This window comes from Proteus sp. G2626, assembly GCF_009915985.1.
In the GTDB taxonomy this organism is placed as follows: Bacteria; Pseudomonadota; Gammaproteobacteria; order Enterobacterales; family Enterobacteriaceae; genus Proteus; species Proteus vulgaris.
In genome coordinates, this window is the sequence record NZ_JAABNH010000027.1 from 247,421 (window position 1) to 263,359 (window position 15,939).

Here is a 15,939-nt window from a genome sequence, read left to right on the forward strand (position 1 = left end):
AATTTAATAAGAAAAATAAAATAAAGAGATAGTTAAAGAAATTGATAACAATATCGCAAAATAAAAAATCAAAGGGAGCGGTAAATTATCATCAATACCCCAATAGATAAGTAATACACGTATAACCAAAGCCCCTAATAAGCCGATAACGGTACATAACATCCAATATGGAAAATAGGCGCCCAACAGAGTAATAAAAGGAGAATGGCCTTGAGAACAACCAGACAACAGTAATGCAATTATGCTCACGCTAGTAACACGATAATATTTTCTTATTATGTTCAAGGTAATGTACCTGTCATTTTTCGATAAATTTTTTGTTCGTTTAAACACTATAGTGTTTTTATTTACAGTTGTTTAATGAATTAATTTAAAACATCATATCGAATAAATGTTAGATGTTTTTTATACTTCAATCCATAGCTTTATCTTAAATTTTTCTTATTGAAGGTAGAGCTTCGTTTTCAATATGACTGTAATTATGGGCGTTATATGATTTTAAGAGTATAGTAGCTAATCTTTCAGCCTGACTAGATATTACGATTTTTATTATGGAATTAGCGTTTTCAGATCAAAATATTCGACATATTCTTGCTAATAACACCCCCATCATTGATGTGCGTGCACCTATTGAATTTAATCAAGGTTCTATCCCTAATGCTATCAATCTGCCCTTAATGAATGATAAAGAACGTGCTGCTGTCGGGACTTGTTATAAACAACAAGGCTCACAAAAAGCGGTTGATTTAGGACATCAATTAGTGAGTGGTGAAATTCGTGATAAACGGATTACTGCTTGGCGTGAAGCTTGCGAGCAATTCCCTAATGGTTATATTTGCTGTGCTCGTGGCGGAATGCGTTCTCATATCGTTCAGCAATGGCTTAAAGAAATAGGCATCGATTTTCCATTAATTGAAGGAGGATATAAGGCGTTAAGGCAGACTATTATTGAAATGACCAATGAATTCGTTCAGCGCCCTATTATTCTTATTGGTGGATGTACTGGTAATGGAAAAACGACATTAGTGCGTTCATTACCTGAAGGTATTGATCTTGAAGGTATTGCTCATCATCGAGGTTCTTCTTTTGGCCGTACTGTTGAAGAACAATTTCCTCAAGCAACATTTGAAAACCATCTTGGTATCGAAATGTTGAAAAAATCACAAAAATATACGCGTTGGGTGCTTGAAGATGAAGGTCGCGCTATCGGTGCGAATGGATTACCTGAATCGCTAAGAGCAAAAATGACAGAAGCATCAATTGTTGTTGTTGATGATCCACTAGAACAACGCATTGAACGTTTAAAAGCTGAATATTTTGATCGTATGACCCACGATTTTTTAGAAGTTTATGGCGAAGAACAAGGCTGGCAGGCTTACAGTGATTATTTACATCATGGTTTATTCGCTATACGTCGTCGACTTGGCTCTCAGCGGGCTGCGGAATTGACACAATTGCTAGAAAATGCGTTAGAAATACAGAAAAAAAGTGCAAATACAGAAGCCCATTTTTCTTGGTTAACGCCTTTACTTAAAGAATATTATGATCCTATGTATCGTTATCAATTGAGCAAAAAGAAAGATAAAATTATTTACCAAGGCAGTTATGAAGAGATAATAATGTGGTTTAAAAACCATTAAATAGATAATATTTTTTGTATTAAATATTTTTAGCTTTAAAGGGATAGCCTCTGTAATTTTATGTTACAGGGGCTTTTAATCTCTTTGCTTTTTTTTAGTTCTAACCCCATATAACCATAGCCCTAAGATTATTATAAAAGCAAAGAAAAAAGCGACCGCTAAAGAAAGTTCAAGAAAAACAAACCGATTAATATTAATTCCCTGCCCTTTGTTTGAAAAATTAAAGGTAAGCACATATTCCTGAATTATTAATACCATAATAAAAACGCTCACTAATCGTGAGCGCATAAGTGATATTATATATAAGATGATTGACTATTTATGTACTATTTTCCTTAATAAAAATGTGGCGCATATAGCCATAAGAAAATTAAAAATCATACTAAAACTAAAAGCTATTTTATATTGTTCAATCACCTCTGTTGAGAATGCGTGATTCAGGCTAAATTGTAAAATAATTGAAACACAAGTTGCGCCTAGCGCTGCTCCAACTTGTTGTAATGTTGCTGTTAACCCTGAAGCAATCCCAATAAATTCGGGTTTAACTTTCGCTAAAACTAAATTAAGCATTGGTGTCATTATCATCCCTTGAGTAAATCCAACTAAAAACAGAAATGGGATCACAAAAGAGCTATTTTCTGGTGATATTAAATAATAAACCCCTACAATCAAAGAAATATAACTTAAAGCGTAAAGAGTAGCCCCCCAATAAATAATTTTTTCACCCATTTTTTTCACCCATTTGGGGGTTAATAATGATGAAAGAACAAATCCTATACTTGATGGAACAAAAATTAATCCAGAATCAAGTACTGTACGTTTAAATCCACTTTGTAATAATATCGACATCATCATCGGGAAAGCTGATGATGTTGCATAGACACAAACAACAATCCCTATTCCAATGACATATTGATTATTAGTAAATAAAAAGGGATCAAAAAGAGGCTGTTTTCCTTGTTGTTTTAAGTTATTTTCATAGTAAATGAAAAGTACTAACAATATGAGTCCGAAAAGAAAAAACAGTGTGCTATGTAATTTCCATCCCCAGATAGGTAACATTAATAAAGGAAGTAAGGTGAAAGAGATGCCACAAGCCGATAAAATAACTCCCCCTATATCTAATTTTATATAATCTAAAGCTTCACTTTGAATTAAATAACGAGAAAATCCTAATGCAATAATACCAATAATAAGGTTAATTAAAAAAATAGTACGCCATTCAAGACCAAAAACATTGAGTGATATTAACAATCCGCCTAAGGCCTGTCCTGCTATTGCAGCTAATCCTAACGTCATACCTAATAAACCAAATATTTTTTTAGCTTGTGCCTCGTCAAAATTAAGACGAATACTTGAGTATACTTGAGGAAATAATAGCGCAGCCGTCAATCCTTGAAGACAACGAGCTATAACAAGAAAAATGGCATTGGGAGAAATAGCGCATAATACTGATGTCACAGTAAACCCGAACATACCAATACGGTAAAGAGTACGACGGCCATAAATATCACCTAATCGGCCTCCTGTGATGAGTAATAACCCAAAGGCTAATTCATATCCCACGATAATGAGTGTCAGCTCTGTTAATGTTGCATTGAGTGTTCTCTCTATATTTACAATCGCAACATTAACAACGAATAAATCAAAAATAGTTACAAATCCCGCTAATAACAGGACAAATAAGGCAATACGTTGTTGTCTGTTCATTTTTTGTCTCATTAATTAAAGAAATGAGACTATAATGAGTTGCTTATCCTGATACAATTTAACCATTTATACTATTACTAGAAGCAATAGGCTATGACAGAGAGAAAACGAACGCGCCCTGAATTAGCAGATTTTCTGCGAACTAAAAGACAAAGTATTTCACCTGAAACTGTCGGATTGCCTGGTACAGGGCGCCGTCGCACGCCTGGGTTACGTAGAGAAGAAGTCGCTGCACTTTCGGGGGTTGGGTTGACTTGGTATACGTGGCTTGAACAAGGACGAAATATTGGCGTATCAAGTCAATTCTTAGATAACTTAGCGAGTGCGTTACGATTAAATAGCGCTGAAAGACAACATCTTTATTTATTATCGCATATGCGAGAGCCTACAGAAACTGGTGTAACAGAACATCAAGTCCCTGCAACTATTTTACGGATCTTGTCAGATTTGCCATCAGAATATCTCTGTTATGTTTTAAACCTACATTGGGATGTCTTGGCTTATAATCCAAAAGCGGATAAGTATTTCCATTTTTCAGATCATAGTGCTGAAAATCGTAATTATCTTTACTTGTTGTTTATGGATCCTCGTTATAAAACACGTATTGATGATTGGGAAAATATCGCTGATAGATTATTGGCTAGCTTTCGCCGTGATCACGCTAGAACAAAAAATGACCCTAATATTCGAAATTTAATTGCTACATTAAGTTGTTCGTCGCCTGAATTTAAGCGTATGTGGGAAAAACACGAGATATATCCACCTTGCGATGGAACAAGAACACTAAATTTTGACAATAAAAAAGAGTGTTATGAATATACGTCATTAGCATTTGATTTGGAAAAATATAATCGAATCTTAGTGTATATTCCTAAAAAACATGATCATTTTTGATAATAGGATAAATATATTATTTCCAAAATGGAAAATAGTATTAATCAGTTTATGCAGAAAAATACTCTTTAAAAGTTTACTGTTATTTTTTTCTATACTTACTCAAAATAGTAGTGTTTACTTAAAATAGAAAAAGTGCAATTGCACCCTTTTCTATTTTTGTTTGATCAACCTGAAAATCGTAATTATAGCCCCATAACTTGTCTGTTTTTAGGATAAGAAAGCGTATAATTTAACGGTAAGGATTTTTCTTGTTTTGCTCCTAACATGATATTCCACTCTATTTCACCTGTATCTTTATCAAGTACACCATCTTTATAATCAGCGTTTGTCACGTTAATGTTATTTTCTTGGCTAAGTGGTAATTGATCGTAAATTGTCACTTTTACAGGTGTGTTATATGTATTTCTTACTTTAATGGTATAGCTTTCTTTTTGTTCAATGGTAGTACCAATAAAGATTGGTTCTTTCCTTATTTTTTCATTATTAATACGGCTAATTTGAATGTTCTTATCTATTCCAAGTGGAATGCTAAGTAATTCTACTAACTCATCAGTATTAATATAGCTATTACCGACAAAGCTATTCATATAGTAGATATTCGCCCGACCGTTAAGTAAATTTAAGTTTTCCCAATCTTTAATTTCAGCTTGTAAATAAACTTCTTCGACTAATTTGGGCGTGCTTAAATAGTGGTAATCTGCGGTTATCTCTTTTTGATTAATAACCAAAGTATTAGGCTCTGTACTATTTTTTAGTGTATAAGGTAAAGCAATGGCGTGACTTAAATTAATACCATTATTATTGGTTGTAACATATCGAGTGACTCCCTTGTTCATTTTTTCCTCTTGAGCTCGACTCGAAACTTCAGCACTCATCACAGCAACAGGTGCAGGCATTACCATCCTCATACTGTCTTTTCTAAATTTAGCATTATCATTGTAAAGAGATAAATACCAAGGTGATAAGGTTGGCGCAGTGATATTAAGTGAGGGATTAGTTGATGTTAAAACCAGTTTAACTTTATCCCAATTTAAGCCCGTATTTTGAATAACGTCTGCTTTATAGGTGAGTAATATCGGCTTATCCATCCCTTGGCTTCGAATATCATAAGCGGGCGACCATCCTGCATCAGGCGTTATATAAGAAATTTGCATTTTACTGGTAATATTTTTTGATGTGCCTACCGATAAAACAATTTGTGTTTTCTCTTTTGCAATCACTGGCATATCAATCTCTAATTTACGAGTTAATTCTTCTAATTGCTCAGTGAGTTCAGCGATTTCTTCTCGAGTTGCTTTTTGTTGATTAAGAATCGATGTCATTTTTTGGCTAATAAAATCAAATTTTTGTGATGATTGCTCTAATGTTTGAGTATCACCATAACCAAAGAATGATTTATCTTTAAGTAATGCAATTTGTTCATCACCCACATTAATATTGATGTTTAATTCTTCAATTTGCTTATTAATATCTTTCTGTTTTTCCATCAATACTGCAATTTCAGGAGGGTAACTAGGAGCAATAGGGATTTTCTTAACATTAATGGTGTTAATAATCACATCGTCATTATCAAGGCTAATTGATAGGCTTCTTGGGTCAAGATTATCTGCAACATTTGATAAAATGACTTCACTTTGCCCTGCTGGCAAATTGAGCGTTGTACTATTTTCAAGCTCTGCGCCTCGTAAGAAAATAGTAGCTTGATTAAGTTTTATATCTTGATAAAGCGTTTTAGTTAGCTCTGCTGAGTCAGGTTCATTAGCCAAAGCGTTAGATGCACTAATAATCGATAATGTAAAAAGTGACAAAGTGAGTTTATTAGGTTTAATCATCATTTTTATTCTATCCATAGTTGATGAGCAGTGTCGCTAGGATGCTAAATAGGAATGCACTATTGTATAAGTATATTGAGATAGTATTGCATCTCTAATAATTTAGATAACAGAATAAACTTAAAGAGAAAATGATATGAGATTGTAGAAATTACGATAAAACAGGATGTTACTGCATTAGGTAAAATAACCATTATAAATAATCAAGATTATCTTAGTAATGGTGAAGAATTTAGTAGTTATTTGATCTTAATTAGTCCTGTTTGGATAAAAATAAGAGAAATATTTTAATGATAATAAAGGCAGTTTAAAAGCAAACTGCCTAGGATAAAGATGTTTGATATCGATTTTTATTTAACCACTTCGCCACTATCGATAACCGTTTTACGTACTTTATCAGAGAAATCTTGTGCTTCTTTAATAATCGCTTTCTCATCAACTGTTAAGAGTTGGCGATCTTCCATTAAGATTTTACCATCTACAATGGTATGGCGGACATTACTGCCATTTGCACCATAAACTAATGCAGCATAAGGGCTATACATAGGCACCATATTAGGTGATTTCGTATCAACAACTATGATATCAGCAAGTTTCCCAGATTCTAATGAACCCAATTTATCTTCCATATGCAAGACTTTTGCTGAACCCATAGTTGCCAGCTCTACAACCGTTAAAGGTGGCATTGCTGCACGATCTTTATTCTCTAATTTATGAATTTTACCCACAAGATTTAGTTCGTTCATCGTTGTTAACGTGTTACTCGACATCGGACCATCTGTTCCCAAACCAACGCGAACGCCCTTTTCTAACATAGTCAAGACAGGCGCAACGCCTTTAGCCGATTTTGTATTAGCACTGATATTATGAGCAACGCCTACATCATATTTTTTCAATAAATCAATATCTTTTTCATCAACCATAATCGCGTGCGCCGCAATAACTTTATTATTTAACGCTCCGATATCTGCCATATATTGAACAGGACTTTTACCGCCTGTTCGTTTGGCAATTTCTTCTTGTTCTCGGTCAGTTTCAGCTAAATGGATCATTACCGGTACATCTAGTTCTATGGATAGTTTAGCTATTTTCTGAAGGCTTTCAGTTGTGTTTGTATAAGGTGCGTGAGGAGCAAAAGCAGGGATAATACGAGGATGATTTTTATATTCTTTAATAAAATTCACTGCATATTGAATACCTTCTTCTGGTGTTTTCGCATCAGCAACAGGGAAATTAATAACAGATTCTCCTAATACAGCGCGATTCCCCATTTTATCAACGGTTTTAGCTACTTCATCTTCAAAATAATACATATCAACATAAGTTGTTACGCCACCTTTTACCATCTCGATATTCGCAAGGTTCGCGCCAATTCTAACCATTTCACGAGAAACCATTTTATTTTCGAGAGGAAAAATATAGCGGTGAAGTCTATCAGGAACATCATCCGCTAATGAACGAAATACTGTCATAGAGCCATGAGTATGAGTGTTAATCAAACCGGGCATAACAATATCACCATCAACATCAAGTACTTTATTCGCTTGATATTCTTTAGAAAGTTCAGGGCCACCCACGGCAATAATTTTATTTTCTTTTACGACAACCGTGCCCTGTTCAATTATTTTATTTTGCTGATCCATAGTTAGAACAGTGCCGTCAACTATCATCAAATCAGCCTGTTTTGTCGCGTAACTGGAAAAAGAGACCGCCATTACAGCCAAAGCAAGCATAGATTTAGAAAATGACATCATTACCTCTCGTCTTGATGGGAAAATTTCCCTAAGATTATAAATAAATTCATTGGCTTTTGATATCTAATGAAAGTGAAAGAGATCACCGAATAAATAATTAATTGAAGTTATTATCACTTCCTTCATCCCAATTTCTTGCAGTTAGTCTTATCAATCAAGGAGCGGTTTAATGAGTAAAATATTACAACCAGGTGAAAATACATCACTAAGTGAAAATAAAGGACAAGTTAGAGTCTCTCATGCAGTAGGCAATAACCTTGATATTAATCTGACTGCTTTTTTAGTTACAGAGTCAGGCAAAGTTGTAAATGATGATGATATGGTTTTTTTTAATGCCCCTCATCATGTATCTGGTGCTGCATCATTTATTGCACCTGTTACTCAAGGTTCATCAGTTATTCATAGTATTGATTTCGATTTATCCCGTTTACCTGCCAATATTACCAAAATAGCCATTACCTTGACACAAGATGGAAGTGCTGGCGGTTTTGCTGTTGTGGCGCAATTAAAAGCACAAGTATTGATAAATAATGACGTGATTGAATTAGCTCCAAGCCAATTCACGCAAGAAACGGGCATTATTGTTTTAGAACTGTATATTCGAAACGGACAAAATAAAGTTCGCTCTGTTTGGCAAGGTTTTGCATCAGGACTTGCAGGGCTATGTGATCTTTATGGTATTGAAGTCGAAGAGCCAGCCCCAGTTATTGCCCCTAAGCCCACGCCATCTGTTAATATACAAAAAAGCGTAGTGAAACTGACGAAACCAGAGAGTAGCCACCGTGTTTCTTTACTAAAAGGGAGTGATGCACCTAAACGTATTTTAGTCAGTGCAACGTGGATAGATAATGGTGATGGTAAGGATAACGATGATTTAGATCTTCGTGTGGGTATTTTGCGCCCCAATGGTCAAATGTCTATTATTCAAGCACCAGATAAAAGTGGTGCTTTTAATGCCGATCCTTTTGTTTTCCATACTGGTGATGTGGTTAGTGTTAGTCAAGATCAGCCCGGTTGTGAGACTGTTGAAATAAACCCCGCTATTTCTCAATTAATGGGCGGAAAAGTGGCATTAGTTTGTAGTGTTTATTCTGCTATTAGTAATGGTTGTGTTTCTGTTGCATCATTAAAACCGACAATGCGCATGGAATATGGTAATCAAATCGTTGAGTGCTCTTGTGAATACAAAAAAGGCTTTTTCAATAATATGATTTACACCTATGTCATTGGTATTATTGAAATCGATCAAGACAGTATTACGTTAAAACCTTCTGGTGTGACATCAAGAGCAGGCAGTGAAGCCACTCCTTGGTTAACACGTATTGGTGATGAGCTTAAATTAACGATGGATGGCCCTCATGTTTTTAAAGGAAAGAAACCAAGTATGCTAGGCAAAAAACGTTATGTTTAATGTCATTATAAAAAAGAAATAACTTAGCGTTTATCTTAAAAAAAGAAAAACGGGCAATGATTAAAATGCTCGTTTTTCTATTTAAAGAGATGATAATTCGTGAAGTTAAGTACGTCTTTTTTGCTGTAATAGCCACTTGTCTAATTCATTAGCAAAAAGCTGGCGATCGCGTTGGTTTAGGCTTGCAGGTCCCCCCGTTTGAATACCACTGGCTCTCATCGTATCCATAAAATCACGTATATTTAAGCGTTCACGAATAGTTGCTTCAGTATATCGTTCACCTCTAGGATTTAGCGCAACCGCACCCTTTTCAATCACTTCAGCCGCTAATGGAATATCGGCAGTGATCACTAAGTCATCTTTATTGGTACGGCGGACAATTTCGTTATCCGCAACATCAAATCCAGCAGAAACTTGTAATGTGCGTAAAAAAGGCGATGCAGGTACGCTTAATCGTTGGTTAGCAACAAAAGTGATGATCATTTTTTCTCTGTCTGCTGCTCGATATAACACTTCTTTGATGACTTTAGGACATGCGTCAGCATCAACCCATATAGGCATAACAACTCTCTCTTGATTATTCTGTATTAACTATTGCATGGTTAAGAGGGTTAAAATAACACAATAATTCTAACTAAGTGATTAAAGCTTTGCTCTTGCTCGTTTTTCTGACTGTTGATTAATCCAAATACTCACGAATATCAAAATCATACCGATAATGTGTAAGCCAGTTAATTGTAGCCCTAATAATGCCCAACCTAAAATAACAGCACTAAGTGGGCTTAAAACCCTTCTTTTTATGCCATTTTTGTTTATTTAGGCACCTAATGTGCATGAAATCACATTTTTACTTTGATCTAAATCAAAGATGTATTCTATTTGCTATTTTTAGATTGCTGAATACTAAAAGTTAAATTATAAAGCAAATGATAATCATTATTGATCTCATTAAGGTCTGTAACTATGTGTATTCAATTTAAATCTTGCTTCGTATTATCTGCTCTAACACTCTCACTCTCTCAATATGCCATTGCTAATACCGTATCACCTAAAGAAGAAACGCTGGTTGTCACTACAACACGTAGCGCTTCCTCTTTATGGAATAGCCCTGCAACTATTCAAGTTATTGATAAAGAGTCATTAAGTCAATCAACGGCTTCTTCTATTGCGGATCAATTGCGTGATATTCCTGGTGTTGAAGTGACGGATAATAGCCTCGCCGGCCGTAAACAAATTCGCATCCGTGGTGAGGCTTCATCACGCGTACTTTTATTGGTTGATGGGCAAGAAGTTACCTATCAACGAGGTGGTCAAAATTTTGGTGCAGGTATTTTAATCGATGAATCGGCACTAGAGCGTATTGAAGTGGTTAAAGGCCCCTATTCCGTACTTTATGGTTCACAAGCTATTGGTGGTGTGGTGAATTTAATCACCCAAAAAGGTGGCGATAAGCCTTTTGGTGGCAGTATTAAAGTTGTTTATGACTCAGCGACGATGGGATGGCGAGAGTCTGCATTAATTTCAGGCACAATAGGCGATTTTGAATACCGCTTTAATGGGAGTTATGCCGATCATGGTGACAGAGACACCCCTGATGGACGTTTACCTAATACACATTTTAGAAATAACGGTCAAGGTGCATGGCTAGGCTATAAAATTGATAAACACAAATTTGGACTTTCGCTTGATCGCTATGATTTATCCACACAATCTTATTATGCGGATGAAGGAAAATACCAAGAATTTAGCGTTAAAGTTCCTAAGCTTGAGCGTGAAAAAATCGGCTTATTTTATGATTATGATATTGATGCTGATTATTTTAAAAAGCTTCATATAGATGCTTATACACAGCAAATTGAACGAAAATTTGAAAACCGCGTTGGTGTCGTTACGCCAACAGGTAGCCCAAGGATTGGTAATTTAACTGTTAAAAACCGAACACAGTCGGAGGATACACAGAATACTTATGGAATGACTATGCAGGCAAACTTTACATTACCTGCAAATAATGAACTAATTTTAGGCGCACAATATCAACAAGATAAAGTAAAACAAACCTCTGTTGGCCAAACATCTTCAAATAGTACAACAGGATTTCCACCAGCTGTAAATTATGAAAAGCAATCTCTATTACATAACCGCAGTAAACAAACCAATATCTCTATTTTTGCTCAAAATGATTGGAAAATAGCAGATGATTGGTCATGGGCAATGGGTGCCAGACAATATTGGTTGAAATCAGAATTACAAAGTGGTGATGAAACTGTTCACCATAATAAAACAGGCACAAACTATAAGGCGTTGTCTTCTACATCCGTCAGAGATAATGCTTTTATTATTTCATCCAATCTACGTTATTCCGGATTTAAAGATACTGAGCTGCGTCTTGCATTTGCACAAGGTTATGTATTCCCTACATTAGTTCAGCAATTTATGAACACTACGGCGGGTGGTGCGGTGACTTATGGTAATCGTGACCTAGAGGCTGAACACTCTAATAATGTGGAGTTTGGTGCGCGTTATAAAGGTAATAATTGGTATATTGATAGCGCCATTTATTATTCTGAAGCAAAAGATTATATCACCTCAGTCGCTTGTGCAGGAGAACGTATTTGCGAAGGGAATAGCAAAACAGGCCGAGCAGATTACTTCTATTATGACAATATTGACCGAGCAAAGACATATGGCATGGAGGTAATGGCACAATATCAAGGTTGGTCAATTACACCTTATGTTTCTGCCAATGTGATGCGCCGTCAATTTATTACTCCAACCCTAAAAACATGGGATACAGGAGAACCTACAGTCACGACGCGTATTGGAGCTAAACATCTCTTATTACTCAATAATATGAATTTAATGTCAGATTTATATTTGCGATCTGCAACGCAAGCGAAAGATCATCGGAATCCTGAAAACAAACAACATTACGCTGGTTGGGCAACGGTAAACCTTTCACTTAGTAGTGAGTTTGGCCATAACGATCAATATCGTATTAACTTTGATTTAAATAATATTTTAAATAAGCGTTATCAAACAGCTCATGAATCTATTCCTGCTGCGGGTATTAATGCTGCAGTTGGTCTGACATGGGCATTTTAACGATGAACAAAATATTAATGATTCTCAGTTTATTATTGCTACCTTTTAGCTTAACGGCAAAAGAGAATATAAAAAATGACCGTTGGGTTATTGCGGGGGGATCTATTGTGGAATTAATTTATGCCATGGATGCTGGCAATAAGGTTGTTGGTGTTGATGAAACCACTTCTTACCCCGAACAAACACAGGTATTGCCTCATATTGGGTATTGGAAACAGTTAAGTGTTGAAGGCATTTTATCTCTACGCCCTTCTACTTTTGTAACATGGGATGATGCTGAGCCTAAAATGGTCTTACGTCAGCTTGCACAACATAACGTTAAAGTGATTTCTTTACCAAGAACGCCAGCAACCTTTGAGTTAATGCTTCAAAACATCCGCACGTTAGCCGTTTCTCTGGATAAGCAGACACAAGGCGATGCATTAATTGATTCATTACAATCCCGTTTAGCCATTATTAACGCTAAAAATAATCAAATTAAACAGAAAGTAAAAGTGATGTTCTTTCTTTCACCGGGAGGTGGAATTCCTCAAGTTGCAGGGAAAACCAGTGTCGCAGATGCGATCCTTCAATTAGCTGGCGGTGAGAATATCGCAACACACGAGAATTATCGTATCTATAGCGCAGAGGCCATTATTGCCGCTGATCCAGAGTTAATTGTTATCACGACACAAAGTCAGAAAAATCAAACGGGCACAATAAGAGCATCTGAGGGATTAGCTTCTGTACCTGGAGTGTCGATGACTCAAGCATGGAAAAATCAACGCATTATCGAAATTGATCAATCCCTTATTTTGGGAATGGGGCCTCGTATTGTGGATGCCGTAGAGTTATTGCATCAACAATTTTATCCCACTGATCCACTAAAAGATAATAATGCTGAATAATAAGTAGGAATGATTTAATAATGAAAGAGTCAGTCGTAACACATATTATCCCCCCTTCTGCTGAAATTGATCTTACTGCTCATTTCGCTTTAGAAGGTGATAGCCCTTTCCGTGATAGACACGCCACCATGCCATGGCGTGGTTCTGTGCCTATCGCAAAAGAAGAGCAGCAATCCACATGGCAAGCCTTATTAGAAAGTAAAACGCCAGCCTGTAAACGTTTGTTGTATATTCATATCCCTTTTTGTGCAACACATTGCACCTTTTGTGGGTTTTATCAAAATAACTATCATGAAGAAGCCTGTTCGCGCTATACCGATGCATTACTGCGTGAGATATCGGCTGAATCAGATAGTTTACTTTATCAATCAGCACCAATTCATGCAGTTTATTTTGGTGGGGGAACCCCTTCTGCATTATCGGCCAAAGATCTTTATCGTGTGATCACGCATTTGAGGCAATCACTTCCTTTGGCTCCTGACTGCGAAATCACTCTTGAAGGTCGAGTTTTAAATTTTGATGATAACCGTATCGATGCTTGTTTAGATGCAGGCGCAAACCGTTTTTCTATTGGTATTCAAACCTTTAACAGCAAAATTCGTAAACGAATGGCGAGAACCTCAACGGGTGAAGAAGCTGCCAAATTTATGAAAGGGCTTTGTTTACGCGATCGTGCTGCGGTGGTGTGTGATTTATTATTTGGATTACCTGGGCAAGATGCGACGAACTGGCAAGAAGATCTCACTATTGCTCATGATATTGGTTTAGATGGTGTCGATCTCTATGCATTGAATTTATTGCCTAATACACCATTAGGTAAAGCGGTTGAAAATCAACGAATTACTGTGCCTTCGCCAATACAAAGGCGTGATCTTTATCTTCAAGGTTGTGATTTTATGGAAAATGTGGGCTGGCGTCAGATCAGTAATAGCCATTGGGCAAGAACAACCCGCGAGCGCAATCTTTACAACTTATTAATCAAACAAGGGGCAGATTGCCTAGCTTTTGGCTCAGGTGCTGGTGGCACAGTGAATGGTTATTCATGGATGATTGAGCGATCACTAGACAATTATTATCAAAAAATTACAGATAGCCAAAAACCCTTAATGATGATGAGTCGTGCAACCGATAGTGGTTTTCGTTGGCGTCATGAGTTACAAGCTGGCATTGAGTGTGGCCGTGTTGATCTGGCCAAGTTAAGCCCACAAGCGACGCTACTCTCTCCTTTATTAAATCAATGGTATCAAGCAGGTCTTGTTGAAGACGATTTTCTTTGTATGAAATTGACTAATGAAGGTCGATTTTGGGCAAGTAACTTGCTGACATCCTTACAGCAATTAATTTTGCAGTTAAATACGCCTCGTTAATTTTATTACCCTGAATATTAATTAGAAGATGGAAACAACATCATGAATACAGAGTTACAACAATTTTTAATGACTGAGCCTGATGGAACATTGGAAACTATTGCAACACAATTTAATACCACATTGTTGGAGGTTGTGAGACATTTGCCATTACGCTCATTAATACGTGGCGAGAAATTCGATACTGTATGGGATAGTGTGATGAAATGGGGTAATGTCACCACGCTTGTGCATACTCAAGATGTTATCTTAGAGTTTAGCGGTGAATTGCCAAGTGGTTTTCATCGTCATGGCTATTTTAACTTACGGGGCAAAAAAGGAATGACAGGCCATATTAAAGCCGAAAATTGCCAATCTATTGCGATGATTGAACGTAAGTTTATGGGGATGGATACCGCCTCTATCTTATTTTTCAATCAACAAGGCGTTGCTATGTTTAAGGTTTTCCTTGGCAGAGACGAACATCGTCAATTATTGCCAGAGCAATTATCAGCCTTCCGTCAATTAGCACAACAATTAAATGAGGAATAATCACGCGTGAAAACTTGGATTATTTTTGGCGCTGGTGGCAAAGGTGTTGGTGCACATATTGCTGATATTGGTGTAGCACAACAACGCCCTATTGTGGCTTTAGTTCGTCACCAAGAAGCTGCGAAGCGTTTAGAAAAGAAAGGAATTAAAACCGTCATCGGTGATGCGATTGACGTTAAAGCGGTTGAAGCTGTTTTAACACTAGCGGGAAAAGAAGCAGACATTATTTCCACAATGGGCGGTGAAAATGATTATCTTGCGCATAGAACAGTGATTGATACTGCAGAAAGAATGGGTTTTCAACGGATGCTCATGGTTTCTTCTTTAGGTTGTGGCGATAGTTGGGTTGCCTTATCTGACAGAGCAAAAGCAACTTTTGGTCAAGCCGTTAGAGAAAAATCATTAGCTGAAGTATGGCTGCAAACTAGCCGTTTTGATTATGCGATAGTAAGACCTGGCGGATTACTGAATGGTGAAGAAACGGGTAAAGCTCAGCTTTATCAATATGAAGAGACTCACGGCTTAGTTAATCGTCGTGATGTCGCACGTTTAGTGACTCAACTTATGGATGCTGATCTGCTAGACGATCAAGTTTATGCGGTGGTTGAACCGGGTTTAGTGCCAACTAAATCATAGATATTAATACCCATACAATTACCTTAAGAGATAACCTATGTGTTATCTCTTTTTTCTTGCTTTTATTATGGTCAACAGCTCACATTATGATGCGTTTTCTGCTTACAATGAAATTTCCTCAATAGTCATTTGTCACTTTACTGTCTTAATGGGGGGAATTTGTGGCATAATG

13 protein-coding genes are annotated in these 15,939 nt (G+C 36.5%); 8 read left to right on the plus strand and 5 right to left on the minus strand.

Features of this window, described 5'->3' with window-relative positions; genetic code table 11:
- Positions 1 to 3: 3 nt before the first annotated feature.
- The gene (locus GWJ05_RS13710) at positions 4 to 249 is read right to left on the minus strand and encodes a YtcA family lipoprotein (protein ID WP_224215472.1); all 246 of its coding nucleotides are present in this window, start codon (positions 247 to 249) and stop codon (positions 4 to 6) included.
- Between the two features lie 302 nt (positions 250 to 551).
- On the opposite strand from GWJ05_RS13710, the gene mnmH reads away from it, so the two are divergent.
- Positions 552 to 1,640 (plus strand): tRNA 2-selenouridine(34) synthase MnmH, encoded by a 1,089-nt coding sequence (gene mnmH / locus GWJ05_RS13715; RefSeq protein WP_036936933.1) that lies wholly within the window; start codon positions 552 to 554, stop codon positions 1,638 to 1,640.
- Between the two features lie 315 nt (positions 1,641 to 1,955).
- Here mnmH and GWJ05_RS13720 read toward each other — a convergent pair whose 3' ends face one another.
- Entirely contained in the window at positions 1,956 to 3,350 is a 1,395-nt protein-coding gene (locus GWJ05_RS13720; protein WP_036936927.1) for an MFS transporter, read from the minus strand.
- A 93-nt stretch (positions 3,351 to 3,443) separates the two neighbouring features.
- Here GWJ05_RS13720 and GWJ05_RS13725 point away from each other — a divergent pair, with 93 nt between their 5' ends.
- Positions 3,444 to 4,244 carry a helix-turn-helix transcriptional regulator gene (locus GWJ05_RS13725; protein WP_036936924.1) on the plus strand — a complete coding sequence of 267 codons (801 nt, stop codon included), beginning with the start codon at positions 3,444 to 3,446 and terminating at the stop codon, positions 4,242 to 4,244.
- A 185-nt stretch (positions 4,245 to 4,429) separates the two neighbouring features.
- On the opposite strand, the gene GWJ05_RS13730 is transcribed toward GWJ05_RS13725, so the two are convergent.
- Both GWJ05_RS13730 and GWJ05_RS13735 read right to left on the minus strand, forming a co-directional pair.
- On the minus strand, positions 4,430 to 6,082 hold the full coding sequence (locus GWJ05_RS13730; RefSeq protein ID WP_226905418.1) for a DUF4139 domain-containing protein: 1,653 nt from the start codon (positions 6,080 to 6,082) through the stop codon (positions 4,430 to 4,432).
- 347 nt (positions 6,083 to 6,429) lie between these two features.
- The gene (locus tag GWJ05_RS13735) at positions 6,430 to 7,830 is read right to left on the minus strand and encodes an amidohydrolase (RefSeq protein ID WP_036936921.1); all 1,401 of its coding nucleotides are present in this window, start codon (positions 7,828 to 7,830) and stop codon (positions 6,430 to 6,432) included.
- Between the two features lie 172 nt (positions 7,831 to 8,002).
- Here GWJ05_RS13735 and GWJ05_RS13740 point away from each other — a divergent pair, with 172 nt between their 5' ends.
- Complete coding sequence (locus GWJ05_RS13740) at positions 8,003 to 9,244, plus strand: TerD family protein (RefSeq protein ID WP_036936918.1); 1,242 nt, start codon at positions 8,003 to 8,005, stop codon at positions 9,242 to 9,244.
- Positions 9,245 to 9,349: 105 nt separating this feature from the next.
- On the opposite strand, the gene GWJ05_RS13745 is transcribed toward GWJ05_RS13740, so the two are convergent.
- Positions 9,350 to 9,805 carry a YaiI/YqxD family protein gene (locus GWJ05_RS13745; protein WP_036936915.1) on the minus strand — a complete coding sequence of 152 codons (456 nt, stop codon included), beginning with the start codon at positions 9,803 to 9,805 and terminating at the stop codon, positions 9,350 to 9,352.
- Positions 9,806 to 10,207: 402 nt separating this feature from the next.
- On the opposite strand from GWJ05_RS13745, the gene GWJ05_RS13750 reads away from it, so the two are divergent.
- The 5 genes from GWJ05_RS13750 to GWJ05_RS13770 are packed head-to-tail and all read left to right on the plus strand — an operon-like array spanning position 10,208 to position 15,767.
- Positions 10,208 to 12,346 carry a TonB-dependent receptor plug domain-containing protein gene (locus GWJ05_RS13750; RefSeq protein WP_103004740.1) on the plus strand — a complete coding sequence of 713 codons (2,139 nt, stop codon included), beginning with the start codon at positions 10,208 to 10,210 and terminating at the stop codon, positions 12,344 to 12,346.
- A gap of 2 nt (positions 12,347 to 12,348) precedes the next feature.
- A complete protein-coding gene (locus tag GWJ05_RS13755; RefSeq protein ID WP_269204381.1) occupies positions 12,349 to 13,233 on the plus strand; it encodes a heme/hemin ABC transporter substrate-binding protein in 885 nt (294 codons plus the stop codon).
- A gap of 20 nt (positions 13,234 to 13,253) precedes the next feature.
- On the plus strand, positions 13,254 to 14,600 hold the full coding sequence (hutW, locus tag GWJ05_RS13760) for a heme anaerobic degradation radical SAM methyltransferase ChuW/HutW (RefSeq protein ID WP_052038506.1): 1,347 nt from the start codon (positions 13,254 to 13,256) through the stop codon (positions 14,598 to 14,600).
- 42 nt (positions 14,601 to 14,642) lie between these two features.
- The gene (gene hutX, locus GWJ05_RS13765) at positions 14,643 to 15,131 is read left to right on the plus strand and encodes a heme utilization cystosolic carrier protein HutX (protein ID WP_202609285.1); all 489 of its coding nucleotides are present in this window, start codon (positions 14,643 to 14,645) and stop codon (positions 15,129 to 15,131) included.
- A 6-nt stretch (positions 15,132 to 15,137) separates the two neighbouring features.
- Entirely contained in the window at positions 15,138 to 15,767 is a 630-nt protein-coding gene (locus GWJ05_RS13770) for an NAD(P)H-binding protein (protein WP_087802441.1), read from the plus strand.
- Positions 15,768 to 15,939: the final 172 nt, after the last annotated feature.

Excerpts from the sequence above, each read along its gene's own strand:
- mnmH (WP_036936933.1), top strand. The coding sequence starts at position 552 with ATGGAATTAGCGTTTTCAGATCAAAATATTCGACATATTCTTGCTAAT.
- GWJ05_RS13720 (WP_036936927.1), bottom strand. The coding sequence starts at position 3,350 with ATGAACAGACAACAACGTATTGCCTTATTTGTCCTGTTATTAGCGGGA.
- GWJ05_RS13725 (WP_036936924.1), top strand. The coding sequence starts at position 3,444 with ATGACAGAGAGAAAACGAACGCGCCCTGAATTAGCAGATTTTCTGCGA.
- GWJ05_RS13730 (WP_226905418.1), bottom strand. The coding sequence starts at position 6,082 with ATGATGATTAAACCTAATAAACTCACTTTGTCACTTTTTACATTATCG.
- GWJ05_RS13735 (WP_036936921.1), bottom strand. The coding sequence starts at position 7,830 with ATGTCATTTTCTAAATCTATGCTTGCTTTGGCTGTAATGGCGGTCTCT.
- GWJ05_RS13740 (WP_036936918.1), top strand. The coding sequence starts at position 8,003 with ATGAGTAAAATATTACAACCAGGTGAAAATACATCACTAAGTGAAAAT.
- GWJ05_RS13745 (WP_036936915.1), bottom strand. The coding sequence starts at position 9,805 with ATGCCTATATGGGTTGATGCTGACGCATGTCCTAAAGTCATCAAAGAA.
- GWJ05_RS13750 (WP_103004740.1), top strand. The coding sequence starts at position 10,208 with ATGTGTATTCAATTTAAATCTTGCTTCGTATTATCTGCTCTAACACTC.
- GWJ05_RS13755 (WP_269204381.1), top strand. The coding sequence starts at position 12,349 with ATGAACAAAATATTAATGATTCTCAGTTTATTATTGCTACCTTTTAGC.
- hutW (WP_052038506.1), top strand. The coding sequence starts at position 13,254 with ATGAAAGAGTCAGTCGTAACACATATTATCCCCCCTTCTGCTGAAATT.
- hutX (WP_202609285.1), top strand. The coding sequence starts at position 14,643 with ATGAATACAGAGTTACAACAATTTTTAATGACTGAGCCTGATGGAACA.